This is a genomic window from Paenibacillus sp. 37, from assembly GCF_008386395.1.
Taxonomy (GTDB): domain Bacteria; phylum Bacillota; class Bacilli; order Paenibacillales; family Paenibacillaceae; genus Paenibacillus; species Paenibacillus amylolyticus_B.
Map to the genome: position 1 here is coordinate 3,044,931 of NZ_CP043761.1, position 26,862 is coordinate 3,071,792.

Genomic DNA, 26,862 nt, shown 5'->3' on the forward strand with positions numbered 1-26,862 from the left:
ATAAGGTGCTGCCAGGAGAGAGTTAGACCTGAGCAACACCTTTTTAGTATATCTATGTAGCAGGACACCGCATAAAGGGATATTCGTAAAATATATTCTTTCCTACCGACCCATCCCCTCACCAAAACAAATTTAATTGTGTTGTCCTCGCTGGGAGGAATGAATCATGGCAACGCTTGATTCACGAACGATTAAGCGTGGTTCAAATTGGATGTGTTCGTAATCGGTCGTATTCATCTCCCGAATTCGTTTTAACAACAGCTCGGTAGCAAGTCTGGCGACTTCTTCGCCCATAATGGACACGGAACTAATCTGAGGAGACGTGACGGTCGTCCATTGATTATTATCCACACCCACAACAGCCACATCTTCAGGTACACGAACCCCTAACTCCTTGAACCGATTAACCAATCCGATGGCAACCATATCATTAATGGCATAGACTGCATCTGGCATATGCGTAAGTCCGTAGAAATAATCTGCAGCATTGGCACCAGTATTCAATGAAAAGTCCTCACCAAAGTAGACGAGAGAAATGTCCACATGGCCTACAGCTTGCTCATAAGCACGGAAGCGCTCTTCAATAATGTCCTTCGGTGCTCCTGCATAAGCGATTCGAGTCCGGCCGATTTTGAACAGATGTTCCATCACCAGTTTGCCTTCAGGTTGAGACAGAGAGACGATATCTGCCCTCATTCCGGGTTCCAGTTTCTTGCCGTAGTTAATCATAGAGATGGGGAGCGGGGCTTTATCAATCAGTCCCGGTAACGTTTTGGGATAGGCCAGAGGCATGAAGATCAATCCATCTACATGCAATTTTTTTACATTACGTATCGTTTCCAACTCGGTTCGGGCATTGCCTGCCGTGTTAATCTGAACGACATGGTACCCGTGCTGCTTCGCCGTTTGCTCAACAGACCAGGAAATATCCGGAATAATGGCGTTACGTATGTCGGGCACAACGAGCGCGATCTGGTGCGTTTGCCGGATTTTCAGACTCTGTGCGGAGGTGTTGGGTACAAAACCCAGTTCTTCAATGGCCTTCATCACCTTATCTCGTGTTTTAATGCTTATGCCTTCTGAATTGTTGATGGCCCGGGATACGGTAGCGATGCCCACGCCGGCACGCTCAGCCACATCTTTGATCGTCAGTTTCTGTTCTTTCCTCAATGTACGGTACCTCACTTTATCGGAAACGATTCCGAATATTTAGGGATATGTATGCACTTCACGATAAGTATATAACTTAATTATAACATTTGAGCCATGAAGTATCCCGTGATTGGACCACATTTATGCCGAAGTATGATTATATTTCATTCCGTCTGCAATATTATTTGTCAGGATATATCTTAATAACTTGGATTACACCGGTTAAACAATACCGCTAAATTAACTTTAATAAAAGTGTAAGCGTTCTTAATTAAACCCGATATGATCACGAAATAGACATATTAGTGGAGAAATATGTTTGACAGCGTATCTAAAATGTGACATATTTAATTTACGGAAACGTTTCCGATTATATCATATATTATGATCTGGGAGATGAAATGAATGAAAGCATTACGTTGGCATGGAGTCAAAGATTTACGTCTGGAGAATATTAATGAACCTCACCCTGAAGAAGGGAAGGTCAAAATAAAAGTGGAATGGTGCGGCATCTGCGGCAGTGACTTGCATGAGTACACAGCGGGTCCGATTTTCATTCCGGCTCAAGCACCACATCCGCTAACAGGGGAACAAGCGCCTGTAGTCATGGGGCATGAATTCTCAGGACAGGTGGTTGAGGTAGGCGAAGGCGTTACACGTTTCAAGGCAGGCGATCGTGTAGTTGTAGAACCGATCTATGCATGTGGACACTGCGAAGCTTGTAAACAAGGCAAATACAATCTGTGTGATAAAATGGGTTTCCTTGGACTCGCTGGAGGCGGAGGAGGATTCTCCGAGTATGTAACTGCTGCAGAAAACATGGTACATGCCATTCCGGATTCAATCTCGTATGAGCAAGGTGCATTGGTTGAACCTTCAGCTGTAGCACTTCACGCTGTGCGCCAAAGCAAGCTAAAAGTGGGAGATACGGCAGCCGTGTTTGGTGCAGGCCCAATCGGACTACTGGTCATCGAAGCGCTGAAAGCTTCGGGAGCGTCGGATATTTATGTGGTGGAGTTATCGGATGAACGGAAAGCAAAAGCCGAAGAACTCGGTGCCATTGTGATTGATCCAATGCAGTTTAATGTCGTGGAAGAGATCCATCAGCGTACACAAGGTGGCGTTAACGTAGCCTATGAAGTAACCGGTGTTCCACGTGTTCTGCAACAAGCCATCGATTCAACACGTATTGGTGGAGAGTTGATGATCGTCAGCATTTTTGAACAGGAAGCACCGATTCACCCGAACTCTATTGTTATGAAAGAGCGGACGGTCAACGGCATTATTGGTTATCGCGATGTTTTCCCGGCGGTTATCAGTCTGATGGATAAAGGTTTCTTCCCGGCTGACAAGCTGGTGACCAAACGGATTTCGTTGGATGAAGTGGTAGAGCATGGATTTGAAGCACTGTTGAAAGAGAAAAATCAGGTTAAGATTTTGGTAAAAGCTGAATAGAAATCACATAGAGTAAGAACAAGTAGACAGCACATCAGCAGATGTGATTGTCTACTTTTTTTGTATAAATAGGGCGAAATTTGTTGCATGTGCGGGTGGTTTTACATAGTATAAAAAGATACAAATTGTATCATCTTGGTGTGAAGGTAATGATGATGAAAAAATGAAGGAGGAAGCGGACATGCAGAGACATACAAAATGGACAGCCGTAATTTTGACCATTGTCGCAGGAATGAGCTGGATGCTTATGGGAAACTCCAAGCCGAAAAATACCACGTCAACGAGTCAACCCCCTGCGACGGAACGTGGGCTTGCCAAGGTGTCGAATGCACCGATCAGTTCAGCGGATGTAACATCGAAGATCGAACTGCTAGGCAGACCTTTTACCAAAACACCATATGCTAATAACGTCTGGGACATGCAACTGTACAACAGCAAAATATATTTGGGCCACGGAAATAGCAGCAATCTGGGCGTAGCTCCAAATTCAGGCCCTATTCCAGTCATTTATTATGATACAGCGAATGCGAAATTTAAGACCCAGTCGGTGACTAACAGCAACCCGGGCATCTTGCCATTAACGAAGATGTATGTGGATGAGGAACAGATTGATATCTACAGAGTACTAAACGATAAGTTGTATATTCCTGGCAATGATTCTGATAGTGAACAGTGGGAACTGGGTAACTTCTATCGTCTGGATGGAGAGGTGTGGACCAAATATCGCAATCTGCCGCTGGGTGTACACGTATACGATTTGGCATCTTATCAGGGTAAGATGTTTGCCGCGCTGGGGACAGACTCCAAACCAACGATATTAATCTCTCATAATGAAGGTGAAACTTGGCAGAAATATGCTACCATTAATACGTTTGGTTTCCGGGCTTATACCATGTTCCATCTTAATGGCAAGTTATATGCATCTGGTATGATGTATCCTGCCAATAAAATATGGAATGACAAAACTAATATTCTGGAGATTAACGAAAAGCTTGAGAAACGGGATGTTGTCATCTATGGTAGCAAAATGTTACCTGGACTAACCTATCAAACGGGCACGATTCCTTATAATAAAATAGGCAAAAATGTTAACTTCAATAATAAGTTGCTCTATATAGCGGGAGGGGTGTTCAATGATGGACAACTGCTGCCCAAATCCTTGAATGTTATGACAGATATTAACCAGGCCAAACGAGTTAATCTGCCAGATGCCAAGGCGCTTCCTACGGATATGCTGTTGCGTGATGGTAAGGTATATGTGCTTACGTACACGCGTCAAAGTGCCAATCTATATATCAATCGGGTCTACCAATCCACGGATCTGACCACATGGAATGAGATTTTACGTTTTAGTCAGGATACGTATGCCAAGTCATTTGAAGAGAACGAGGGTGACTTCTACTTTGGTCTCGGTACCGATCCGGATGTGTTATCGACTTCATCAGGGAAATTGCTTCGAGTGAATCGCAATGATATCCCCGTGAATGCTAATTAAATTGGAAGGGAGATTATGGATTATATACTATGCCGCATCCACATTATTGGTGACCGGGAAAATTCGTTAAGATGTAGTAGAGTGAATGTCAGACTGCTTCGATGGTGTGATCAAACAGAGGCTGCCGTTAAGGTAGCTTTCTTTTTTTATCTAAAAGATTAGTTTGAACGACTAACTTCGAAAATTTGAAAATAAAATTAAGAAACTATAAAATGGATAGAGAAATAATCCTAAATCAGTCAACTGGATTACACGTGTTACAATATACAAAAGCATGTCGCATTTCATGTAGATGCGGAGTTCCACACTTCCAATTGCAAAGGAGCAATGTACTATGAACGTACCTTCAGCATTATTCAAACCTTTCACCTCGGACAAGCTAACATTGTCTAATCGAATCGTTATGGCACCCATGACTCGCGGTTTCTCACCAGAGGGTGTACCTGGACCAGAAGTTGCTGAATACTATCGTCGCAGAGCAGCAGGTGGAGTGGGGCTCATCATAACGGAAGGTACAGGCATTAATCATCCATCTTCAGTTAGTGGAGCCAGTATTCCATTATTCCATGGTGAAGATTCGTTGCAAGGATGGGTTAATGTAGTGAAAGCAGTACATGAAGCGGGTGGCAAAATCATGCCACAATTGTGGCATGTGGGTACAGCACGTCGTTCCGGTGACTTGCCTAACACAGAAGCTGAGCCAGTAAGTCCGTCGGGGGTTAGCATGGCAGGTGAACCATCACATGAACCATTAACGGAAGAGGAGATTCAAGGTCTTGTACAGGCATTTGCCCAAGCGGCAGCGGATGCACAGCGAATCGGGTTTGACGGCATTGAACTGCACGGAGCCCATGGATACCTGATTGACCAATTCTTCTGGGAGCAGACGAATCGACGGACCGACAATTATGGTGGTGATTTGGTACGTCGAACCCAATTTGCGGTTGAAGTGATTGAAGCTTGTCGTGCTGAGGTTGGCCCTGACTTCCCAATTGTGCTCCGGTTCTCCCAATGGAAGATGGGGAATTATGAAGCACGTCTGGTGGAAACGCCAGAACAATTGGAGCAATTCCTGGCACCACTCAGTGCTGCTGGCGTGGATATATTCCATTGCTCTACACGGCGGTTCTGGTTACCTGAATTCGAAGGATCTGAGCTGAATCTCGCGGGTTGGACACAGAAAATCACTGGCAAACCAGCTATTTCAGTTGGATCGGTAGGGCTTGAAGCTGAATTTGTGGACAGAGCAACCGAGAACCAGGGAACAGGGGACGCCCATTTGGATCTATTGAATGAGAAGCTGGAGAATAATGAGTTTGACTTGATCGCCTTGGGTCGTGTTCTGCTTAGTGATCCCGAATGGCCTGCCAAAGTTCGTGAAGGTCGCATATCCGAAATCATTCCATTTACAACGGAAGTGTTGCAAACACTCCATTAATAGAAGACTAAGAACATTTGGTGAAAGGTGAACCAACACTGAACGGCAACGATTTACAACGAAAAGTAAAACAAAAACGAACAAATAGGCCGCCTTTTGGCGGCTTTTTGATCTACCTATACTAATAATTTCAATATATGAAAAATTCACAATAGAAAATCATTTCCTGCACCGTTGCTCCTATTGATTATCCCCACACGTCCCGCACGCGCTTGGTCACAACACCATTTAGTTCCATATTTCAGGTTCTATAGCAACCATTTTTTTCGCTGCATATATGTCAGCACAACGATTCAATCCTCAGAAGCGCTTATTTTGAAAATCATTCACCTTGTGATAAGGTTAGGCCTGAACCTAAGGGTTGCCAAGATGACATTACATAAGGAGGATGAATATCCTTGCACAACTATAGGTACAACTCGAACAATAAATGGAGAAAACCACTGCATATGATGTGTCTTCTGCTGGGGATCATTCTGCTTTTATCGGCATGTGGCCAAGCACAGAAACCTTCCTCCGCAACGGACTCGAATACCGGCTCCAATGCTGGCTCCAACTCAGGGCAATCTTCCTCATCGCCGGAGCAGAATACCGCTCCACCGCAGGAAGAAGTGCAAGAGGAACCGCAAGAGGAAGTCGATCCGGTGCAGGAGCAGCTCAGTTCATTAACGTTAGAAGAGAAGATTGGACAGATGATACTAGCCGGTGTTCAAGGGACGACGTTGGATGATCAAGCCAAACAGATGATTACGAATCAAAAGGTAGGGGGCATTATTTTCTATGCCAACAATGTATCAACACTAGAGGGAACAGCCAAGTTTGTACAATCCATCAAGGAAGCGAATCAGTCCAACCCAGTACCAATCTTCATGAGTGTGGATCAGGAGGGCGGCAAAGTGAGTCGTATGCCGGAGACGGTGGAATCCATTCCTTCCAGTAGAAAAGTAGGGGAGACGAAAGACAGCGCGCTTGCTGAAAAAATGGGCGAATTGCTGGCCAGACAAGTTCAGCTTGCGGGTTTTAATGTGGACTTTGCTCCTGTGCTGGATGTGAACAGTAACCCGAAGAACCCGGTGATTGGAGATCGTTCATTCGGCAGCTCGGCAGAACTGGTGTCACGTATGGGGATTGCAGAGATGAAGGGACTACGTAAAGAAGGCATTATTCCGGTAGTGAAACATTTTCCGGGTCATGGTGATACGTCCGTGGACTCCCATCTCGATCTGCCTGTCGTGAATAAAACGGAAAAACAATTGGCCGAGCTTGAATGGATTCCATTCCAGGCCGCAGTGAAGGAGCAGGTAGAGGCGGTCATGGTTGCACACATTTTGTTCCCGAAGCTGGATCCGGATCATCCAGCCTCCTTATCGGATGTCATTATTGGTGAACATTTGCGTGGGAAGTTCAAGTATGATGGTGTGGTCATCACAGATGACCTGAGCATGGGTGCAATCGCGAAGAACTTCAAGTTGGACCAGGCAGCCCTGGCAACGGTTAAAGCAGGAAGTGACATTCTGTTGGTAGCTCACAGTTATGAGAGTGCCAAGACGATTTTTGATACGCTAATAAGTGCGGTGAAGTCAGGTGAGATCTCTGAGTCTCGAATTGATGAAAGTGTATATCGTATCCTGGCGCTGAAGCAACAATACAAGTTATCCGATGATCAGAAAGCTTCTGGAGACCTGAAGCAATTGAATGCAGATATTGTGGATTGGCGTAAGCAAATCGATGCTAGATAATAAATCCTGTGTTATGATTTTGCCAGAGGTGAGATCCAATAATGTATACCATTATGATAATAGAGGACGATCCCAAGATTGCGGGATTATTGAAATCACATATTGAACGCTATGGGGACCGGGCCGTTCTGGTCGAGGATTTTGAGATGATTGTGCAACAGTTTGAGCAGGTACAGCCACATGTGGTACTTCTGGATATCAACTTGCCCAGTTACGATGGTTTCTATTGGTGCCGCCAGATTCGTACGCTGTCCACATGCCCCATTTTGTTTATCTCCGCGCGGAGTGGGAAGATGGATCAGGTCATGGCACTGGAGAACGGGGCGGATGATTATATCACGAAGCCATTTGAGCATGAGATTGTTATAGCGAAAATTCGCAGTCAGCTGCGCCGGGTATATGGGGACTATGCTGCACGTGATGAAGAACGCAAGGTGGAACTGGACGGCTTGGTCGTGTACTTGGAAAGACTGGAGATTCAGCTTGGTGATCGCAAAGTGCAGCTGACGAAGAAGGAAACGATCCTGCTGGAAACGTTACTGCGCCGCAGTCCAAAGCTTGTGAGCAGAGAGACAATCCTGGAGAAGCTGTGGGATGACTCTTTTGTGGATGACAATACACTCAGCGTTAACGTTACTCGGGTGCGTAAACGCTTAGCCGAACTTGGTATTACGGACGCACTGGAAACGGTCAGAGGTTCTGGTTACCGATTGAACAATACCTGGAAGGCCTCTTCACCATCATGAGATTGTTTATACGAGAACATCTCGCTTTAACGTGCTGGGTTGTTGCCATCTTGTTCACCGTTGTTGCAGTATTCTGGTATGACGGTTACAACGATTGGATCACGGCTGCTTATGCCGTAACGTTGGGATTATTTTTATACATCGGATATTTGGTGTATCGTTATTTTTCACATCGCTCCTTTTATACCCGGATGTCACGATCGATGGATTCGCTGAAGGAATTTGTACCATTGAACGAAACAAGTCCTTTATCACTGGCGCTGGAAAAGCTGCTGGATTCACAATACGGACAGTACCATGCTCATCTCCATCGGCTGGAACAACGGCAGCAAGAATATCTGACATTCATGAACCAGTGGGTCCATCAGATGAAGACACCGTTATCCGTCATTGAGTTGACCCTGGAAGGTCAGGAAGATGATGATCCTCGGTTCATAAGCATTCGGGAGGAAGCGGACCAGATGAGACGGGGATTGGAGACTGTGCTGTATGTGGCGCGGTTGGATACCTTCGAACAGGATTTCAGTGTGGAACCTGTGATGCTGAAGACCGCTGGGGAAGAAGCGATCCATGAGCTCAAGCGATTCTTTATTCGCAATCACGTCTATCCAGAGATGCATATAGAACCTTCGCTGGTTGTGCAATCCGATGCCAAGTGGCTTCGTTTTGTCTTGGTACAGTTACTGTCGAACGCAATAAAGTACTCCGCGGGCAGCGGGCAAAAGATCTATGTGCGTGCATATGAAGAGGAACGCTCTATCATGCTGGAAGTGCAGGATCAGGGCATCGGAATTCCGAAGTCTGATCTAAACCGGGTATTCCAACCTTTCTTCACCGGGGAGAACGGGCGGCATTTCAAAGAGTCCACAGGCATGGGGCTGTATATTGCCAAAGAAGTGTTAACGCGGATGAATCATCGGATTGATCTTGAATCTGTGTACGGCGAAGGAACGACCGCCCGAATCACATTCAGCTCCTGAAGTGACAGATTGAGGTAAGATTGGGACATGAGGTGTTTATTTTATTAAAGAAGTATGAGTGTGAGTATGAATTACAGTGTAAGTGTAAGTATAGACGTCTATTGCCTGATCGGGGCGAAGGCGTCTTTTTGATGTTCATGATGCAACCTTACAACATTGTCATGTTGATGAAAGGTTAAACCATAGGAGAATGGCTGAAACTTCGATAGACTGTAGTCATAAGAGTACAGGAAAGGCCACGCACAATACGCATGCACACAGCATGAAAAGTAACTTGATTTTGAATTCATACATCACTAAGGAGTTGTAACCATGGAGATTTGTTCTGTGAAACAGATCAGTAAAATCTACAAAGGCATCGTATCTTATGAAGCGTTATCAGGTATTGACCTCAGTATTCAGGAAGGTGAGTTTGTTGGCATCATGGGACCATCGGGTAGTGGCAAAACAACGCTGCTGAACATGATCTCAACCATTGATCATCCAACATCAGGCGAACTGCGGATTGCAGGGAAGAATCCGTTTGAATTGAATCAGGATGAACTCGCTCTGTTCCGCCGCAAAGAGCTTGGGTTCGTTTTTCAATCGTTCAATCTGTTAAATACCCTGACAGTCAAGGAAAACATTGTTCTGCCACTGACTCTTGACGGTGTTTCGCTAGCAGAGATGAACACACGTGTGGAACAGCTGGCAAGCAAGCTGGGGATCGAGGGTATTCTGAACAAACGGACATATGAGATATCAGGAGGACAGGCACAGCGTACGGCCATTGCCAGAGCGCTTATCCATTCCCCGAAGCTGATTCTGGCCGATGAGCCAACAGGCAACCTGGATTCGAAGGCGGCAAGAGATGTCATGGAGATTCTCGAAACTCGCAATCAGGAGGATCGGGCTACGATGCTATTGGTCACTCATGATGCAGTAGCTGCAAGTTATTGCAGTCGGGTTGTCTTTATCAAGGATGGCAAACTGTATAATGAAATTCACTATGGCGATAATCGCGCAGCCTTTTACCAGAAGATTATTAATGTATTATCCCTAATGGGAGGTTCAGGACATGAATTTTCGCCAGTTCGCCATTAATAACGTTGTTCGCAACAAACGAATTTATCTGGCTCATTTTCTGAGCAGTACATTTTCCGTTATGATCTTTTTTACTTACGCATTGCTCCTGTTCCATCCCGATTTGAAAGCGGGGTTAAAGGGATCAAGTGGGACGGTTACGTTGCTTGCGAATCAGGGGTTTGTGATTGCAGAGATCATTATATTCATCTTTTCATTCCTGTTCCTGCTCTACTCCGTTGGTTCATTTCTGAAGACGCGCAAAAAGGAATTTGGTATCTTCCTGATCATTGGCATGACACGTAAACAGATGAACAGACTTCTGTTTATGGAGAACATGTGTATCGGATTAGCTTCCATCATTACCGGGATTGGACTCGGAATTATTTTCGGCAAATTGATCCTGCTGATCTGTGGCTCCATGCTGGCTGTTGAGAACAGCCTTCGATTCTATTTTCCGCTAAAAGGCATTGCCCTGACGGCTGGTGCATTTCTGCTGCTGTTTGTTATCATTGCGATGTCGTCATCCTTGCTCATACGGAAAGGTTCGCTAATTGACCTTGTGAAATCAGAGGAAAAACCGAAACCGGAACCCAAAGCCTCACGTCTGCTCGCCTTGTTATCCGTATTGTTAATTGGTGGGGGTTATGCAGGAGTATTCACTTTTGTATGGATAAGCTTCTCCTTTCCGTTATTACTCGCAAGTGTCGTGGTTGTTATTGCAGGTACGTACTTTCTGTTCACACAGCTCAGTGTATACATCATTCGGACACTGAAAAGAAATCCAAGGTTGTTTTTCCGTAAAACCAATCTGCTCTTCCTATCTGAACTTACCTATCGAATGAAAGATAACGCCATCATGTTTTTCATGGTAAGTATCATTTCAGCTTCTTCATTTACGGGAATTGGCACCATGCTTGCTATTGCTGACCCGGGGTTGTCGTCCATGTCGAATCCGTACGCATTCAGTTATATGAATAACTGGGATACTCCCAACTCCGAGCGACATATTCGGCAGATTGAAGAAACGTTGATTGATCATCAAGTTCCCTACGTAAAGGGCAGTTATGTTCATATATCTGAAAATAATAATGGAAGGATCATCAAACTGAGTGATTATAACCGTCTGGCGAAGGCACTTGGGTACGAAGAACGTACGTTGAAACAGGTTGATGAGTCATTTATGACACCAAGTAATTTGGCGGTTCGTAAGAAGTACCGTGAACAGGCTGAACAAAGATTCTCAGGGGCGGAGGTCAAGCTGGAGATTGATAATCGGTCGGAACAGATTCGGCTAGTGACACCTGGTACCGATATTGTGATTCCTTATCAAAATGAAATTAATCTCTACGTTGTAACCAACGAATTGTTTGAGAAGTTGAGACCGGCGTATAACGAGGAAGTGGGGATGCCTGAAGATTTCTATTCCATGCGAACGACGCAATTTGTCGTAAAAGATTGGATGAGTACACGCAGCTTTGCTCCTGAATTGATCAAATCCATTCAAGATGATCATTCGGACAAAGGTTATTACGAGGTCAGCGCGCTTGTGGTGGACTGGCTTAATTCCAAACAAACAAACGGGATCATTCTGATCTTGAGCGGTCTGATTGGCATTGTTTTCTTCACCTTTGCAGCAAGTTTCACGTATTTCAGACTTTACGCAGATCTAGAACGGGATGAAGCGCAGTATCGCATGATTGGCAAAATGGGACTGAGTCGTCCCGAACTCCGTAAGATCGTAACAAGGCAGCTATTGCTTATGTTCTTCCTGCCGATTCTGGTGGCGGTCATCCACAGCTCGGTCGCTTTTGTAGCGTTGCAGCAGCTGGTTGATTTCTCGGTCTTCGGATACAGTCTACGCATCTTCCTGGTCTTTGCTTCCATGCAGATCCTGTATTTTGCACTTGTGCGCTGGCGGTACCTGCGTCACATGTATTCCAAATTAGTCTAACATAGCATGGCCCAACAGACACCGGACTCATCGCTCGGTGTCTGTTGACTTTTCTAGCTAAGGCACAGTACTATTTCATTAGATACAGAATGTATCATTACATAGTTTCTCAAGCAGTTAGAAGGATGGAGTTACAGAAATGTCAGGCCGGTGCCTGAGAGGGAGGACATATCATGAGTATCACGATGTCTCGTGGACAAGCTTACATTCAACGTTTGAATGATGAGCGGAATGTATGGCTGGACGGAGAGCGTATCCAGGTAACTGGGCATCAGGCCTTTCAGGGAACACTTCAAACCATAGAAGGTTTGTTCAATCTGGTGGATGACCCGGAGACAAGGGAAACCGTGGCCTATTGGGACGAACAGACGGGAAGTTACGTGCATCGCTCTTTTCTAGTACCCCGTTCACTTCCTGACGTGAAGAGCAGGGCGGATGCTTTTCGGCTGTGGGCCGATCGGACGTATGGGGTGATGAGCCGATTGTCTGATTATGCTCGATCCCGGCTGACCGGTTGGTATGCAACACGACATGAGATGACATCACATGACCCGGCATTTGCAGACAAAATATCGACTTATTACGAACAAGCCAAACGAAAAGATGCATTCCTGACAATTGTCCAGCGGGACCCACAGATTAATCGTTCCTTGCCTGTTGGAGAAGATGAGGATGCCATGCTGCGAATTGTCCAAAGCAATACGGAGGGTGTGGTGATCCGCGGGGCCAAAATGGTGGCAACAGCAGCGCCTTATGCCGATGATATCATTGCTTATCCCGTTCAACGAATTCCAGGCCACCTGCCAGAGCTGGCCCATATGGTCATTGTAGCCGCGGACAGTCCGGGCTTGCACATGATGTGTCGTGAATCTTTTGCCACAAAAGATACAGATAAATCACATCCACTCAGTGCGCAGTATGATGAGATGGATGCTGTATTATTTTTTGACGATGTATTTGTGCCCTGGGAACGTGTATTACTGCACAATAACCCTGAAGCCGTATGGCAGATTCGCTGCAATACAGCATCGGCCAGTCTGGCCTACCATCAGAGTGTCATTCGATTACACTCGAAACTGGAATTCATTACAGCTGTGACCTCAGCCATTGCCAAGGAGATCGGGGTGGACTCCTTCCTGAATGTACAGGAACAACTCGGAGAGCTGATCAGTCAGATGCAGACTATCGAGGGACTGATTATTGCTGCTGAAGTACAGTCCAAGCCGGACGCATTTGGCAACTGGCTGCCGGAATTCAAATATATTGAAACCGCACGTAATCTGGGCAATCACTATTATCCCCGCGCGGTGGAGATTTTGAAGACCATTGCTGCGGGTGGTCTGATTCAGATTCCTTCAGGTACGTTTGAGATGAATGAAATGATGGGTTCCATGGTTGGCAAATATCTTGGTGGAGTAACGATGCAAGCCACGGAGAAGATTCGACTCTTTCAACTCGCATGGGAGCTGACCGGAAGTCCACTCGGAGCAAGGCATGATCTATATGAACGTTTCTACGCGGGTGATCCCGTGCGCAATCGGGCGAACCAATATGTGCAGTATGACAAGGAACGTTTATTTGGGAAAGTTGAGCCGTGGCTTCGTTTGCTTAAGGACTAATCTGATGATCTAATACAAATGGTCCGAATGAAGATTGAAAAGCCTGAATGAAGAACGAAAAGCTTGAATGAAGGCTGAAAACAGCCCTATTTTATTTAATGCCTTGGCCTAAGCCAGGGCTCTATTTCTATTTATTTAGATTATCTTTAGAAATGATTTAGGTTGAATTAAGAGACGTAGTATATAGTAATAATGTAGAGATAGGCATAGAGTATAGGAAATGAGAGGAAAAACATGAGATACACCGTATTAATTGCAGATGACGAACCAGAGATTGTTGAACTGCTTCAACTATATCTGGAGAAGGACTATACCATTAAGACTGCGGTGAATGGAGCCGAGGCATTACAATGCATACGTTCAACACAGATCGATCTGGTCATACTGGACATCATGATGCCTGTAATGGATGGATTGCAGTTGATCAAACAGATCAGGGCCACATATCACATGCCTGTACTGTTCCTATCCGCCAAAAGTCAGGATCACGATAAAATCCTTGGACTTGGACTTGGGGCAGACGATTATATAGCGAAGCCGTTCAACCCGCTTGAGATTGTTGCCAGAGTAGAGGCGTTGCTCAGAAGAGTTAATCAATTTGATGCAGCGGAGATCCCCAGTGCGAAAGAACAAAATCTGGTATTGGGTGATCTGACGCTGGATCGATCCCAATGTATCCTTTTTCGTTCAGGAAATCCTGTAACATTGACCTCTACAGAGTATAAAATTATGGAATTGTTGCTTCATCAACCTGGCCGAGTGTTCACCCGTAAAAAAATATACGAAGCGGTCTGGGGCGATTATTATGCGCACGAGGACAGCACAATTATGGTACATATCAGCAACATTCGGGAGAAGATCGAGCGTGACTCCAGACAACCGGAATATCTCAAAACGATAAGGGGACTGGGATACAAAATTGAAGCGCCCATGGAAAGCTAGAGAAAAGCGACTGTTGCAGACATCTCTGACACTGGACTTCTTGCTGTTCAACTTCTTTTTGCTGTTACTGGTATTGATCGTGTACCTTATGGTTTCACTGGATGTCGTGGATTTTCGCATTTCGGATCAGGTGGTTGATCCAGATCTGAATGTTGAAGCCCACGTGTATGTAGCAGAGCTGGAGAACGAATTTTATTCCGGTGGAGGTTCGGTGTCGAAAGGCAAAGACACAGAGATTCAACGTCTCAAGGACAGCGGTGGCTGGATTGAAATTCTGGATGCCAATCGCAATGTCATTCGTCATGTGGGAGACAAGCAAGATGCGTTCACGCAATACAGTGAAGCGGATCTGTATGATGGACTGGAAAATCGGAGTGACCAGGAATACTATTATTCGATCACTCCTCTCTCGACAGAAGGAGCGGCAGCGTATGTATTGCTCAAAATCCCGCGTGATCTGGTCAGCGTGCGAATTAATGATAATCAGTTGATTACCAATCTGAAGCATCCACTATCCTTTTACATTATGATTGGCATCGGTTTGGTTTTATTATTGATCTTTGTCTATAGCTATTGGGTCGCACGGAGAATCAAAAAACCACTCAGCATCCTCTCCTCGGGTCTTACGCAGATGATACAAGGGAATTATAGTACACGGATGTCGATCTCTGCCGAGAGGGAGTTTGTCCAGATTGGTGAGACCTTCAACTACATGGCGGACGTCATTGAGAACACCTCTGCGGAGAAACGTTACGCCGAAGAGAGCAAACAGCGACTGATTGTAGATTTATCACATGATCTGAAGACACCGATAACATCCATACAGGGATATGCGCAGGCATTGGTGGAAGGACGTGGAGAGGACAAGGACAGGCAGCAAAGATATCTGGGATACATCTATAACAAATCCGTTCAAGTTGCACGCATGATACAGAATATGCTGGAGCTGCTCAAGGTGGATTCGCCCGATTTTCGCATGCATATTCAGAGAAGAGAAATTGGAGAATTCGTGCGCGAGATTATGGCAGATACCTATGGGGAGATTGAACAGAAACAGTTTGTCCTTCATGTACTTGTTCCTGATGAGGTGATCTACGCGAGGTATGATCCGGAGCTGTTATCCAGAGTCATCCAGAATCTGATTACCAATGCTCTATCTTATAATCCAATCGGGACCGAACTGCGCGTTGAACTCATTCCGCTTCATACCCATGTGGTGATTGAAGTGGCAGATACCGGAGTGGGCATACCTCAAGAACTGTGGTCAACGATCTTTGACCCGTTTGTACGAGGGGATGAGGCGCGGACAGCGACCGGAGGCACCGGACTTGGTTTGTCCATCGCACGACGTAATACGGAGAAAATGGGCGGACGGCTGATCCTTTCCCGGCGTGGGCGAGAGACCACCGTGTTTACCATTGAGATTCCAAATTAAATAAGAGAAGAAATGTCCATGTGGAGGGAAATATTTTGTTCAAAGTAAATACGTTTGTCCGCTTCAGTATTGCACTGGCGCTGATATTGGTTAATATCTATTTATTATCACGTGTGAGCTTCATCTTTCAGCCGCTCGTCACCATGATCACGGTCATTACCGTGCCGATGATGTTGTCGGTGTTCTTTTATTATCTGCTCAGGCCGCTTGTGAATTATATGGAGAAAAAGAAAATAAATCGCACGCTAAGTATTTTGCTAATCTATCTGGTTATTGCTATTCTGGGAGTGTTCTTCATCATTGGTTTATGGCCATCGTTACGTGAGCAACTGTTCAATCTGGTCGATAACGCACCAAGTTTAATTAATTCATTAAGTGACCAGCTGAGAGAGCTGGAGCAAAATGGTGCCATTCAGGCCTTGTTCCCGGAGGGCTCAACACCTTTCTCTCAGATCACGGAGTATATCAACAAAGGATTTAACTTTGTGACCAACTACGTAAGTGGATTTTTCTCACTCGTTTCCAGTTTTGCGATCATCTTGTTTACACTACCGATTCTTTTGTTCTATATGCTGTTACAAGGCGAGAAATTTGGTCGTAAATTGGCACATATCGCTCCAAAACGTTTCCAAAATGACAGCCGTGAAGTCGTAATTGAGATTGATCAGGCGTTGAGTGGTTTTATTGTAGGAAGAGTTTTGGTCAATCTGGCATTGGGTGTACTGATGTATATCGGTTTCTTGATCATTGGACTGCCGTACGCATTACTGCTCACGGTAATCGCGGTCATCATGAACTTTGTTCCGTTTATCGGAGCGATTGTGTCGTCCGTACCTATTGTGATCATGGGTCTCGTGGTATCACCATCGGTTGCCATCTGGTCTCTGATTATTATTCTTGTCGCTCAGCAGATTCAGGACAACCTGGTAGCACCGTACGTATTCGGCAAAAAGCTGGATATTCACCCGCTCACGACCATCATTCTGGTGTTGGGTGCAGGCGACCTGGGTGGAATTATTGCCATCCTGATTATTATCCCGGTTTATATGATCGTTAAGATTCTTTTGGTTCGAATCTATAACATGTTCTTTAAGGACAAATGGCAGAATGCATAGAATTTAATTATTCGAAGGAGTGGAGCACATGTCTGAAATTATCGAAAAACAATACAATGAACCTGAATATATCGCACCTCAATCTGTTCAAATGGGTACCATTCACATCTCGAACGATGTGTTATCCAAGATCGTGGGAATGGCCGCTCAATCAACGGCTGGCGTATCCTCCATGTCCGTTGGACTGACTGAAGGCATTGCCAAGAGCATCAGCGGCAAGAGTCTGCAAAAAGGGATTGACGTACACGTTAAAGACGATCAGGCAACCATCCAGCTGCGCATCAACATTCAATATGGCAACAAGATGCATGAGGTATGCCGTGAACTTCAACATAATGTTCAACAGGCCGTGGAGCAATTGGCGGGTGTTATGGTCAATGAAATTAAAGTGCAAGTTGTTGGCATATCCATGCCGGAGACGGTATAAACCAATGAAAAGAACGTAAGGAATAACAATTGTAAGGATAAGCGATTGGCACAAACAGCACCTTCCCAATTAACAACTCAACTGGGAGGGTGCTGTTTTATGTTTGCGATAATAGGTGGGCGCTTCGCCCATCACTTTTTTGAACATTTTGGAGAAAAGCAATTGATCCGTATAGCCCACAGAACGGGCAATATCACCAATGGTCAGACCGGGATCAAGCGTCAATTCGGCTGCCCTGCGCATTCGGTAATGGACCAGATACGATTGGATGCTGCTTCCCATCTGGTCCTTGAAGAGAGAGCACAGGTAACTGCGCTGCAAACCGACATGGGCTGCGATGGACTGCACGGTAATGGCATTGGCGTAGTTCATTTCAATAAAGTCCATTACCTGCGTTACGTATGTTTCCTTCGAATAATCCTGCATGGGTTGAAGATGCTCTGAATTGGCCTGATCAATCAAAATGGAGAAGAATTGATACAGCAAACCGGTCATGCTGATCTCCCAGCCTTTGTGGGTATGGCGCGAATTAATCATTCGATGCAGACAGGATCGCATCTCGTCATCCCCATTGCCCAGCTCAAAGATCGGGTGATGCTCCGACAGACAAGCTTGCTGTAAAAAGGTTTGGCTATTGCTGCCTTGAAAAGCAACCCAGCTGTATTCCCAGGGATCATCCTGATCTGCTTCGTAATGAACAACAGAATGCGGAACGATCAGAAAACCTTGACCTTTGTGCAGGGTGTACGTTTTGCCACCCACTTCGAAGGTGCCTTTGCCATTCAAAATATAATGAATTTTGTAATAGTCTCGCATGGCAGGGCCAAAGTGGTGGCCTGGTGTGCAGGCTTCGGTTCCATAATGAAGGAGCTGAAGCTCCTGAAAATGATTGTTTTTGAACATATACGTAATCAAGGGTATTCACTCCTGTGTGATTTCGTCTCATCTTGCATTTTAACATATTAGTTAGTGTAAATGGTGGATAATTGAAGATTACTTTGTATAGAAAACAATCATTTTTCCATATGTTCAAAGTGGAATGCCATATCGTTTTGCCCGAGAAATGTCTAAGATTAGAAGCAGCAAGGCAAACCCTACAGGAAAGTGAGAATAACGATGCCCTATACTGCGAGTGAACAACGATATGATGAGATGAAATATGTACGTTCCGGCAAATCCGGAATCAGATTGCCGCAAATTGCGCTGGGTTTATGGCAGAACTTTGGTGGCAACCGCACATTGGATATTCAGGAAGAAATGATTTTACGTGCCTTTGACCTCGGAATTAACCACTTCGATCTGGCGAATAACTATGGTCCCCCTCCAGGATCAGCGGAAGAGAACTTTGGTGTGATTTACAAAAAACATCTGCGTCCTTACCGGGATGAATTGCTTATCTCATCGAAGGCAGGTTACCATATGTGGAGTGGACCTTACGGCGAATGGGGTTCCCGCAAAAACCTCATTGCAAGCCTGGATCAAAGCCTTGGCCGGATGGGACTGGACTATGTGGACATTTTCTATCATCACCGTCCAGATCCGGACACGCCGTTGGAAGAAACGATGACGGCGCTGGATCATATCGTGCGGCAAGGTAAAGCTCTGTATGTGGGCTTATCCAATTATAATGCAGAACAGACACAAGAAGCGGTAACCATTCTTCGTCGTCTGGGTACGCCATGTCTGGTTCATCAACCAAACTACTCGATGCTGAATCGCTGGATTGAAGACGGTTTGCAGGACGTACTGGATGAGCAGGGCGTAGGTTCCATTGCGTTCTGTCCACTCGGCCGCGGTCAGTTGACCAATAAATATGTCGACAAGATCAAGGAAGAACGCGCCAATCCAACAGGCAATTTGAAAAAAGAAGCATACACAGACGAACGGATTGCCAAGTTCGATGCGCTTCAGGCAGTTGCCGAGCGAAGAGGGCAGACGATCTCCCAACTGGCTCTGAACTGGATCTTGCGAGGTAACCGTGTCACCTCCGCACTAATTGGTGCAAGCCGTGTGTCCCAGATTGAAGAAAACGTGGCTGCCCTCCAGGCACCGGATCTGACAACGGAAGAGTTGAATGAGATCGAAAGCATTTTGGAAGGTATGGGTAATTATCCGTGGTAATATACACTGTATAGCTGTGTGGAAATTATAGTTAGGTAAAACTAATGTAATATAAATTTAGAATGAAATGGCGCCTACCTGATCAATCAGGAAGGCGCCATTTTGTATATGTCATTTTCTTTATAGGATAAGATCCATTATAATAGTTCATTAATTGACCTATGTTTATTTTTTTCAGAATGAACCTAGTTCATAGCACCTGGTCCTAGGATTTAGGGTATAATATATAGAAGCTTTACAATTGAACTACGAAGGAGAGGCTCCATTTGAACTTTGAACAGTGGATTTCGCCTGAAAGCTATAACCTGACATCCGAGATGGAGAATCATCCATCAGACCGGATTGCACTTAGATGGCTCAGCGATCAACGTGAATTGGAAGAGATCACGTATGGTGATTTGTTCAAGCAGGCGAATCGTCTTGCTGGAGGTTTGCGTGAACTTGGACTAGAGAAGGGTGATCGGGTGTTGGTCATGGTACCACGCCGTATTATTGCCTATGTCATTTATATTGCTTGTCTGAAACTGGGGATTGCCGTTATTCCTTCCTCCGAGATGTTACGGGCTAAAGATCTGGAATATCGTCTGCGTCACTCTGAGGCGCGGGCTCTTATCGTATGGTCCGAGACAACCTCGGAAGTGGAAAAGATGGACGCGGATCTGCCGTCACTGGCACATCGTATCGTGGCATCACCTAATGGTGAAGCTAGCGTACCTGCTGAAGGTTGGGTCAATGTGCATGAGTTAATGCAAAATCAACCCGAAGAGATGGCTGCGGTGGAAACTCACCGTGATGATACAGCTATTCTTGCCTATACTTCGGGCACAACAGGTAATCCCAAAGGCGTTGTACATAGCCACGGTTGGGGATATGCCCACCTGCGGATCGCTTCTTCATTATGGCTGGATATTCAACCTTCGGATACGGTATGGGCAACGGCTGCACCTGGCTGGCAAAAATGGATCTGGAGTCCGTTCCTGTCGGTACTCGGAAGAGGCGCGACTGGCTTGGTCTACAATGGATCATTCCAACCCAAGCGTTATCTGGAACTGATGCAGGAACATCAAATTAATGTTCTATGCTGTACACCAACCGAATATCGGTTGATGGCCAAAGCCGATGATCTTGGACATTATGATCTGTCTCATCTGCGCAGTGCTGTTTCAGCGGGTGAACCGCTCAATCAGGAAGTCATTGAAATCTTCCAGCGTCACTTCGACCTCACTATTCGAGACGGATATGGACAGACCGAGAGTACGTTGTTAATCGGCAGTCTCAAAGATGCGCCTGTACGCATTGGCTCCATGGGTCAGTCGATCACACCTGGATTGATTGAAATCATTGACGAAGACGGACAGCCTGTTCCTGCCGGTGAAGTAGGAGATATCGCGGTACACAAAGAGATGCCAGCTTTGTTCCGGTCCTATTATCAGGATGAGGGACGGAAGGAAGCGAGTCAGCGTGGCGATTATTTTGTGACAGGAGACCGTGCACGTAAAGACGAAGAAGGTTACTTCTGGTTTGAAGGGCGCAGTGACGACATCATTATCAGTTCGGGTTACACGATTGGACCATTTGAAGTGGAAGAAGCACTCATGAAACACGCCAGTGTGAAGGAGTGCGCGGTGGTTGCGAGTCCGGATGAGATCCGTGGCAATATTGTCAAAGCTTTTGTCGTGTTGAGAGACGATTCACTGGCTTCACCAGAACTGATGCGTGAATTGCAGCACCATGTCAAAGAAATTACAGCACCTTATAAATATCCACGCAAGATCGAATTTGTTACGGATCTGCCAAAGACCAACTCTGGTAAAATCCGCCGGATCGAACTGCGCGAACAAGAAAAACGTAATAGTTAGATCATTTTGTATAGATGAACTTTTGGGAATTGAACCTGCGTAGTGAAAGAGAAGGAATCGATTCTGCAGAAGTGAAAGCGGTCGTACAATATATGAAACAGGAGTGAACACAACCATGAGTCAATTTGAACAAACCTTTGAAAAGTCATTGGAACAATACGCAGAACTGGTTGTTAAAGTTGGCGTGAATATTCAAAAAGGACAGGATCTGCTCGTCACTGCACCGATCGAAACGCTTGAATTCACACGTCTGATTGTGCAAAAAGCCTATGCGGCTGGTGCAAACTATGTACAAGTGGACTTCGATGACGACAACATTACCCGCAGTCGTTTTGAACATGGTTCCAATGACAGCTTTGACTACTATCCAGCCTGGAAAGCGGATATGATGGAAAAGTTTGCGGAAGCAGGCGGCGCTACCTTGACGATCAAAGTTCCAGATCCTGAACTGTATAACGGAATTGACTCCGACAGCGTTTCCCGTGCTACCAAGGCAGCTGCACACGCACGTCGCGGATATGCCAAATACACACGCAATCATGAAATTAGCTGGTGTTTGATCAAAGCACCGACCAAGGCTTGGGCGAACAAAGTGTTTGCCGACATCCCGGAAGAAGACCGAATCAACGTGATGTGGGAAACCATCTTCAAAATGAACCGTGTGGATGGCGGAGACGCCGTACAAAATTGGAGAGAACATCTGGATACCCTGAATACCATGAGTGATCTCCTGAATAAAAAGAACTATAAGAGCCTGCATTACCGTGCGCCAGGTACAGACCTGAAAATTGAATTGGTTAACAATCATATCTGGGGCGGTGGTGGCAGCGAAAATAAACAAGGCGTATACACGGTTGCCAATATGCCGACTGAAGAAGTATTCACCATGCCTAAGCGCAGTGGGGTGAACGGTTATGTTAGCAGCACCATGCCTCTGAACCTGAACGGGCAACTGGTTGACCAGATGAGAATCACCTTCAAGGACGGACAGGTTGTTGCCTTTACGGCAGCATCTGGTGAAGAGCATCTGAAGAACCTCTTTGCCACGGATGAAGGAGCACGTTATCTGGGTGAAGTGGCACTTGTACCACATGACTCTCCGATCTCCAACCTGAATCGAATTTTCTACAATACGGGTATTGATGAAAATGCATCTTGCCACTTGGCTGTGGGAAGTGCGTATCCATTTAATATGAAAAATGGCACAACGATGTCGAATGAAGAGTTACTGAAGCATGAGTGCAATGTGAGTTTAACACACGTTGATTTCATGATTGGTTCCGCTGAACTGGATATCGATGGTGAGTTACAAGACGGTACAATCGAGCCGGTATTCCGTAAAGGCAACTGGGCATTTTAATCTAGTTTTATAAGTTGAACTAAAGGTTATTTACACAGACACTACGATGCCAGAATAACCTTCCAATCGCTGTTATCCCCAATTTTTTTTGATTCCTTGCTGTAATAGTGCTTAACGAGAAAGTGACTTCAACCTGAAGTCACTTTTTTTGTTTGCTCGTATCGCGAATTACACGGGTCTTACAGGCACACATATCTCGCAATAATGCTGATTGAGCAGTTCCCAACGATATCGTTCTATAACCGGCTTGTTGTCCATCCGATAACCACTTGTTTGTAAATGAGGGATGATCACATTCCATGCCTGCTGAATAGCTTCTGCCGTATGTCTCACCTTGCAGATGAGATAATCTCCGCCTAGTAACTCGCCAATCTCAACCAACTCATCTTCCAGACGTTCAGATTCAGTAACAACAATAGAGGCATCATATCTGCAGTTCTGAGGAGGTGTGCTCGCCGGGTCATCCTGGGGAATACCGAATAAAATTGCTGTTTCATGAAGCAGTTGTTTTTTGTCTGCCCATTGTTTCAGCGTATTCATCGCTAGAGCATTGGCTGGACCGTAAGGACCGACTTGTCGAACATAGGCGATACGATATGACGGGAGGTTTTCGATATACATTTCCATGAAAATCATCCTCTCTGTACGATTTCTCTTACATGTTGGATGTTAACATGGTATAAAAGAATTTGCTTAGGTAATTGTTGAATCCCGGTGATGAAACTCATAGAATAGTGATAATATGTTGGAAGACTGTTCCAATAGAGCAAAACGAGAGGGGAGGCGTTAGACATGGATATTACTTATGCTTTCACGGATGAACGTTTCAGGCAAGTTGTGTTGGATCGTTTTTGTGATCAGCGGGATTTCATTCAGGAGAGCGACGTTTGTGAGGTTGAGATATTGCAACTTTCCAATCACAATATTAGCAATCTTAATGGAATCGAGTATTTCAGGGGTCTTCAAGAGCTGGATTGTGCCTATAATCAATTGACCGGTCTGGATCTAGCTCAGAACCACAAGCTGATGACGTTACGTTGCAGAGAGAATCAGCTTCTTACACTGGACCTCCGTTCCAATTCGGAATTGCAAGTGCTGGATTGCAGTTTTAATCGACTTCGAAAATTGGATCTTTCTCATAATTCCAAACTTATAACGGTGGAGTGTCATTGGAATATGTTGTCGGAGCTGGCTTCGGAGCACCTACAGCAGTTGGAGGAACTTAGTTGCAGTTATAATGCTCTTTTTTCACTTGAACTTGAACACAATAAGCAACTGCGGCGACTTGATTGCGCCAACAATTACATGTTGGAACTTGATGTAACCGGTTGTCCAAACTTGATTGAACTTCGTTGTAACCACAACCAGATCAAACAGTTGGAACTTCGTTCGAATTTGGTTTTGGAGAGTGTCCGTTGTTTTAACAACCATATTAGGGAGCTGGATATTCGCCATAACGTACAACTAAAAGAGTTGTACTGTTCCGAGAACAAATTAACCGAGTTGGATTATAGCGCTAATCCCAAGCTGGAGAGACTGCAATATGCAGACAATCTGATTTTTGAATCCAATCATGAAGTTCAGGGGATGGGTGTGTTTCAGTATGACGCATCGATGTCCAACTATCAGATGCGCTTACATATTCAGGATAAAGAACTGGTAGTCACTGCACAGGTTTCAACCAAGACAGAGATGGAAGCCTTATCCCCATATATGGAAGCGACGTGGAAACGATGGGACATGCTTGGTGAGCAGGCGCTTAAAACCATTGCCGAGACTCATCCGGACGAAGATATCAGTGCATTGATTTTGGCTGATGCAGAATTTCAGGGAGATCAATATTTCCGATTGGGTTATGATGCGGGGGATACACCTGCTGGCCGACTGTACATATATGCGGAGTTTGACGATGAATTTCACATGTTGGATACATTGATCTATGAAACGTATTAAAGCCACGAGAACGTGGCTTTTTTGCTGTGTCATTTAACTACTTTTATGTTATTCAGCGTGCATTTTGTTGAAGCTAACATATTCGTTAATTGGTTTACGGTAACCGCGTGGGCGTTGTTTGGCTTCCGACTTTTTGCCGATGGTAATCAGCATAACCGGTACGTAATGGTTAGGGATTTCCAAACTCCGTTGCAGTTCTTCCGAGTCAAAGCCAATCATTGGACAAGTATCCCAACCGCGATCCTGAGCGATCAGCATCAATTGCATGGCAGACAGGCTGGCATTGCGAATCGCATCCTCACGTTGGAAGAATCTGCCGCGAGATTCGTAAAATTCAGTGACACTTTGGGATTCCTGCTCGTATTGAAACGGAGTGAGTGCGCCCAGGTTCAGCAAGCCTTCGTTAATAGTGCGGATATGATGATGCGCGTTGACGTCGCCCAATACCACGATGACCGCAGAAGCTGTTTTTACCTTATATTGCTGGGAAGCTTCATAGACTTTCTCTTTCTGTTCCTCGTCTTTAATCACAAGATAGTGCGTGTGTTGCAGGTTAAAGGCAGATGGTGCAAATTTGTTCAGGGCAAACATCTCTTGCAGTTCCGAATTTGAAATTTCAATTCCTTCTTCAAAAATAACGGCCGATCTACGGTTTTTGACTAGATTCTCGAACTCACTCATGGTAGTTTCCCTCGCTTATGTATGATTTATAAACTGACTATAACACACTTAGTTACTTTATGTAAGTATTATTTTAGAATAAGACAAGGATTGTCTGCCATACGCTAAAATAAAACACTAGAGGTGATTCATGAAAGCATTGATCGCAAGGTTTATGGGAGGACATGACCCTCATGAATTTAGGGTATATGTGATCCAATCTTCAACGTTAAAACGTTTTGTAGTAGTGGAGATTATTCTAGGCCCTATCGTGTACAATGTCGCACTTTACTTGTGCCATAATGCAATACTTGCTGGAGTAGGCTCTTGGGCTGGAACAGAAGGTCTGAAGAGACTGCCACTTGTCTTTAGAAGAATCGTGGGGACATGATGAAGTGTGTAAATGAAAGATTGAAGCAGAAGAGGGCCAGTTGCGGCCCCATCTTCTCCTTCAGTTATGTTATCAATAGTCACGCTTCTTTTAATCTAATCAGATAGCTGTCTACGCTTTGGGTTCCAATCTGCCTTATTTGGCACGTTCCAAATACTGCTCGAGCGTAAGTTTCTGGTTGGTAATCTCACCAGCAATATATACTCCGACATAACGTACATGCCATGGCTCATAGGAGTAACCAGTCAATTTCTCCTGATCTTTGCCATAACGGATGATGAAGCCGTACTTGTGGGCATTGGCTTTTAGCCATTTGCCTTCTTTGGTGTTGCCAAAGCTTTGCTGAAGATCATAACCAGCCGAAGCGCTGGAGATATCCATGGCTAGACCAGTCTGATGTTCGCTTTGTCCTGGCCGAGCACTTGTTTTATTGGCAACAGCTTCACCTTTGATGCTGGCATTACGGTCAAAGATCGATTTCTGGGTCGCATAAGAGCGATAGCCAGACACCGCTTTGATATCAATGCCGTCTTTTTTGGCAGCCGCAAATAATTTTTCAATAGCGGTTGCAGCTACTTTACGCATTTGTTTCTTCGGACTGGAACCTGAGAAGCTAAAAGGAATATTAGGTATAACCAAATCTTGTGGTGCATAAGTTGAAGGCAGATTTCTCTTTTTATTGACAAGTACAACCGTACTGGACACATTGGTCACAGTTGCCACATTTTTAATCGTTTTGATCGTACGACCAGGTGCATTATCATGCAGAAATTGAGTGAAGCTAGAGCTTGCCGCAGACGCGACGGGATTAAGGCTTGAAGTGATAGGGAGCGTAGTAAAAGCAGAACCTGCTACAACAGAGCCTACGAGAATTGTAGATATGATGGATTTACGAGTAAAAGGTTTCATGATGTGTGTTCCTCCTCGGGAATATATGAATCTATATACCGAGTATACTA

22 protein-coding genes are annotated in these 26,862 nt (G+C 45.1%); 17 read left to right on the forward strand and 5 right to left on the reverse strand.

Going from position 1 to position 26,862, the window contains the following annotated elements:
• Positions 1-132: 132 nt before the first annotated feature.
• A complete protein-coding gene (locus F0220_RS13255) occupies positions 133-1,170 on the reverse strand; it encodes a LacI family DNA-binding transcriptional regulator (protein WP_105598501.1) in 1,038 nt (345 codons plus the stop codon).
• A 387-nt stretch (positions 1,171-1,557) separates the two neighbouring features.
• On the opposite strand from F0220_RS13255, the gene F0220_RS13260 reads away from it, so the two are divergent.
• From F0220_RS13260 to F0220_RS13320, 13 genes are all read left to right on the forward strand, one after another.
• Positions 1,558-2,607: a 2,3-butanediol dehydrogenase gene (locus F0220_RS13260; RefSeq protein ID WP_091016793.1), complete on the forward strand. Its 1,050-nt coding sequence runs from the start codon at positions 1,558-1,560 to the stop codon at positions 2,605-2,607.
• A gap of 181 nt (positions 2,608-2,788) precedes the next feature.
• Entirely contained in the window at positions 2,789-4,102 is a 1,314-nt protein-coding gene (locus F0220_RS13265; RefSeq protein WP_105598502.1) for a hypothetical protein, read from the forward strand.
• A 334-nt stretch (positions 4,103-4,436) separates the two neighbouring features.
• Positions 4,437-5,540: an NADH:flavin oxidoreductase gene (locus F0220_RS13270; RefSeq protein ID WP_105598503.1), complete on the forward strand. Its 1,104-nt coding sequence runs from the start codon at positions 4,437-4,439 to the stop codon at positions 5,538-5,540.
• 398 nt (positions 5,541-5,938) lie between these two features.
• The gene (nagZ, locus tag F0220_RS13275; protein WP_223199938.1) at positions 5,939-7,279 is read left to right on the forward strand and encodes a beta-N-acetylhexosaminidase; all 1,341 of its coding nucleotides are present in this window, start codon (positions 5,939-5,941) and stop codon (positions 7,277-7,279) included.
• A gap of 41 nt (positions 7,280-7,320) precedes the next feature.
• A complete protein-coding gene (locus F0220_RS13280) occupies positions 7,321-8,025 on the forward strand; it encodes a response regulator transcription factor (protein WP_047842720.1) in 705 nt (234 codons plus the stop codon).
• A complete protein-coding gene (locus F0220_RS13285) occupies positions 8,022-9,005 on the forward strand; it encodes a sensor histidine kinase (RefSeq protein ID WP_146117029.1) in 984 nt (327 codons plus the stop codon). The genes F0220_RS13280 and F0220_RS13285 overlap by 4 nt, the downstream gene beginning before the upstream one ends.
• Before the next feature lie 312 nt (positions 9,006-9,317).
• A complete protein-coding gene (locus F0220_RS13290) occupies positions 9,318-10,088 on the forward strand; it encodes an ABC transporter ATP-binding protein (protein ID WP_105598505.1) in 771 nt (256 codons plus the stop codon).
• Complete coding sequence (locus F0220_RS13295) at positions 10,063-12,021, forward strand: ABC transporter permease (RefSeq protein WP_091016786.1); 1,959 nt, start codon at positions 10,063-10,065, stop codon at positions 12,019-12,021. The genes F0220_RS13290 and F0220_RS13295 overlap by 26 nt, the downstream gene beginning before the upstream one ends.
• Positions 12,022-12,194: 173 nt before the next feature.
• Positions 12,195-13,640: a 4-hydroxyphenylacetate 3-hydroxylase family protein gene (locus F0220_RS13300; RefSeq protein WP_105598506.1), complete on the forward strand. Its 1,446-nt coding sequence runs from the start codon at positions 12,195-12,197 to the stop codon at positions 13,638-13,640.
• Between the two features lie 234 nt (positions 13,641-13,874).
• Positions 13,875-14,582, forward strand: a complete 708-nt coding sequence (locus F0220_RS13305; RefSeq protein WP_105598507.1) for a response regulator transcription factor — start codon at positions 13,875-13,877, stop codon at positions 14,580-14,582.
• Positions 14,560-16,017 (forward strand): sensor histidine kinase, encoded by a 1,458-nt coding sequence (locus F0220_RS13310; protein WP_105598508.1) that lies wholly within the window; start codon positions 14,560-14,562, stop codon positions 16,015-16,017. The genes F0220_RS13305 and F0220_RS13310 overlap by 23 nt, the downstream gene beginning before the upstream one ends.
• 35 nt (positions 16,018-16,052) lie before the next feature.
• A complete protein-coding gene (locus F0220_RS13315; protein WP_105598509.1) occupies positions 16,053-17,132 on the forward strand; it encodes an AI-2E family transporter in 1,080 nt (359 codons plus the stop codon).
• Between the two features lie 28 nt (positions 17,133-17,160).
• Positions 17,161-17,559, forward strand: a complete 399-nt coding sequence (locus F0220_RS13320; RefSeq protein WP_074094839.1) for an Asp23/Gls24 family envelope stress response protein — start codon at positions 17,161-17,163, stop codon at positions 17,557-17,559.
• Positions 17,560-17,628: 69 nt separating this feature from the next.
• On the opposite strand, the gene F0220_RS13325 is transcribed toward F0220_RS13320, so the two are convergent.
• Positions 17,629-18,474, reverse strand: a complete 846-nt coding sequence (locus F0220_RS13325) for an AraC family transcriptional regulator (protein WP_105598510.1) — start codon at positions 18,472-18,474, stop codon at positions 17,629-17,631.
• A 201-nt stretch (positions 18,475-18,675) separates the two neighbouring features.
• On the opposite strand from F0220_RS13325, the gene F0220_RS13330 reads away from it, so the two are divergent.
• The 3 genes from F0220_RS13330 (at position 18,676) to F0220_RS13340 (ending at position 22,899) form a co-directional block, all read left to right on the forward strand.
• On the forward strand, positions 18,676-19,680 hold the full coding sequence (locus tag F0220_RS13330; protein WP_105598511.1) for an aldo/keto reductase: 1,005 nt from the start codon (positions 18,676-18,678) through the stop codon (positions 19,678-19,680).
• Between the two features lie 266 nt (positions 19,681-19,946).
• On the forward strand, positions 19,947-21,539 hold the full coding sequence (mbcS, locus tag F0220_RS13335; protein WP_374954389.1) for an acyl-CoA synthetase MbcS: 1,593 nt from the start codon (positions 19,947-19,949) through the stop codon (positions 21,537-21,539).
• A gap of 115 nt (positions 21,540-21,654) precedes the next feature.
• Positions 21,655-22,899 carry an aminopeptidase gene (locus F0220_RS13340; protein WP_105598512.1) on the forward strand — a complete coding sequence of 415 codons (1,245 nt, stop codon included), beginning with the start codon at positions 21,655-21,657 and terminating at the stop codon, positions 22,897-22,899.
• 168 nt (positions 22,900-23,067) lie between these two features.
• Here the strand turns inward: F0220_RS13340 and F0220_RS13345 are convergent, their stop codons facing one another.
• Complete coding sequence (locus F0220_RS13345; protein WP_105598513.1) at positions 23,068-23,526, reverse strand: AraC family transcriptional regulator; 459 nt, start codon at positions 23,524-23,526, stop codon at positions 23,068-23,070.
• A gap of 165 nt (positions 23,527-23,691) precedes the next feature.
• Here F0220_RS13345 and F0220_RS13350 point away from each other — a divergent pair, with 165 nt between their 5' ends.
• Positions 23,692-24,852 carry a leucine-rich repeat domain-containing protein gene (locus F0220_RS13350; protein ID WP_105598514.1) on the forward strand — a complete coding sequence of 387 codons (1,161 nt, stop codon included), beginning with the start codon at positions 23,692-23,694 and terminating at the stop codon, positions 24,850-24,852.
• A gap of 48 nt (positions 24,853-24,900) precedes the next feature.
• Here the strand turns inward: F0220_RS13350 and F0220_RS13355 are convergent, their stop codons facing one another.
• Together F0220_RS13355 and F0220_RS13365 are read right to left on the reverse strand one after the other, a co-directional pair.
• Complete coding sequence (locus tag F0220_RS13355; RefSeq protein WP_105598515.1) at positions 24,901-25,533, reverse strand: nitroreductase family protein; 633 nt, start codon at positions 25,531-25,533, stop codon at positions 24,901-24,903.
• 505 nt (positions 25,534-26,038) lie between these two features.
• Complete coding sequence (locus F0220_RS13365; protein ID WP_105598516.1) at positions 26,039-26,812, reverse strand: M15 family metallopeptidase; 774 nt, start codon at positions 26,810-26,812, stop codon at positions 26,039-26,041.
• Positions 26,813-26,862 lie beyond the last annotated feature (50 nt).

Coding starts and splice junctions, on each gene's coding strand:
- F0220_RS13260 (WP_091016793.1), top strand. CDS start 1,558: ATGAAAGCATTACGTTGGCATGGAGTCAAAGATTTACGTCTGGAGAAT.
- F0220_RS13265 (WP_105598502.1), top strand. CDS start 2,789: ATGCAGAGACATACAAAATGGACAGCCGTAATTTTGACCATTGTCGCA.
- F0220_RS13270 (WP_105598503.1), top strand. CDS start 4,437: ATGAACGTACCTTCAGCATTATTCAAACCTTTCACCTCGGACAAGCTA.
- F0220_RS13280 (WP_047842720.1), top strand. CDS start 7,321: ATGTATACCATTATGATAATAGAGGACGATCCCAAGATTGCGGGATTA.
- F0220_RS13285 (WP_146117029.1), top strand. CDS start 8,022: ATGAGATTGTTTATACGAGAACATCTCGCTTTAACGTGCTGGGTTGTT.
- F0220_RS13290 (WP_105598505.1), top strand. CDS start 9,318: ATGGAGATTTGTTCTGTGAAACAGATCAGTAAAATCTACAAAGGCATC.
- F0220_RS13295 (WP_091016786.1), top strand. CDS start 10,063: ATGAATTTTCGCCAGTTCGCCATTAATAACGTTGTTCGCAACAAACGA.
- F0220_RS13300 (WP_105598506.1), top strand. CDS start 12,195: ATGAGTATCACGATGTCTCGTGGACAAGCTTACATTCAACGTTTGAAT.
- F0220_RS13305 (WP_105598507.1), top strand. CDS start 13,875: ATGAGATACACCGTATTAATTGCAGATGACGAACCAGAGATTGTTGAA.
- F0220_RS13320 (WP_074094839.1), top strand. CDS start 17,161: ATGTCTGAAATTATCGAAAAACAATACAATGAACCTGAATATATCGCA.
- F0220_RS13330 (WP_105598511.1), top strand. CDS start 18,676: ATGCCCTATACTGCGAGTGAACAACGATATGATGAGATGAAATATGTA.
- F0220_RS13340 (WP_105598512.1), top strand. CDS start 21,655: ATGAGTCAATTTGAACAAACCTTTGAAAAGTCATTGGAACAATACGCA.
- F0220_RS13345 (WP_105598513.1), bottom strand. CDS start 23,526: ATGGAAATGTATATCGAAAACCTCCCGTCATATCGTATCGCCTATGTT.
- F0220_RS13350 (WP_105598514.1), top strand. CDS start 23,692: ATGGATATTACTTATGCTTTCACGGATGAACGTTTCAGGCAAGTTGTG.
- F0220_RS13355 (WP_105598515.1), bottom strand. CDS start 25,533: ATGAGTGAGTTCGAGAATCTAGTCAAAAACCGTAGATCGGCCGTTATT.
- F0220_RS13365 (WP_105598516.1), bottom strand. CDS start 26,812: ATGAAACCTTTTACTCGTAAATCCATCATATCTACAATTCTCGTAGGC.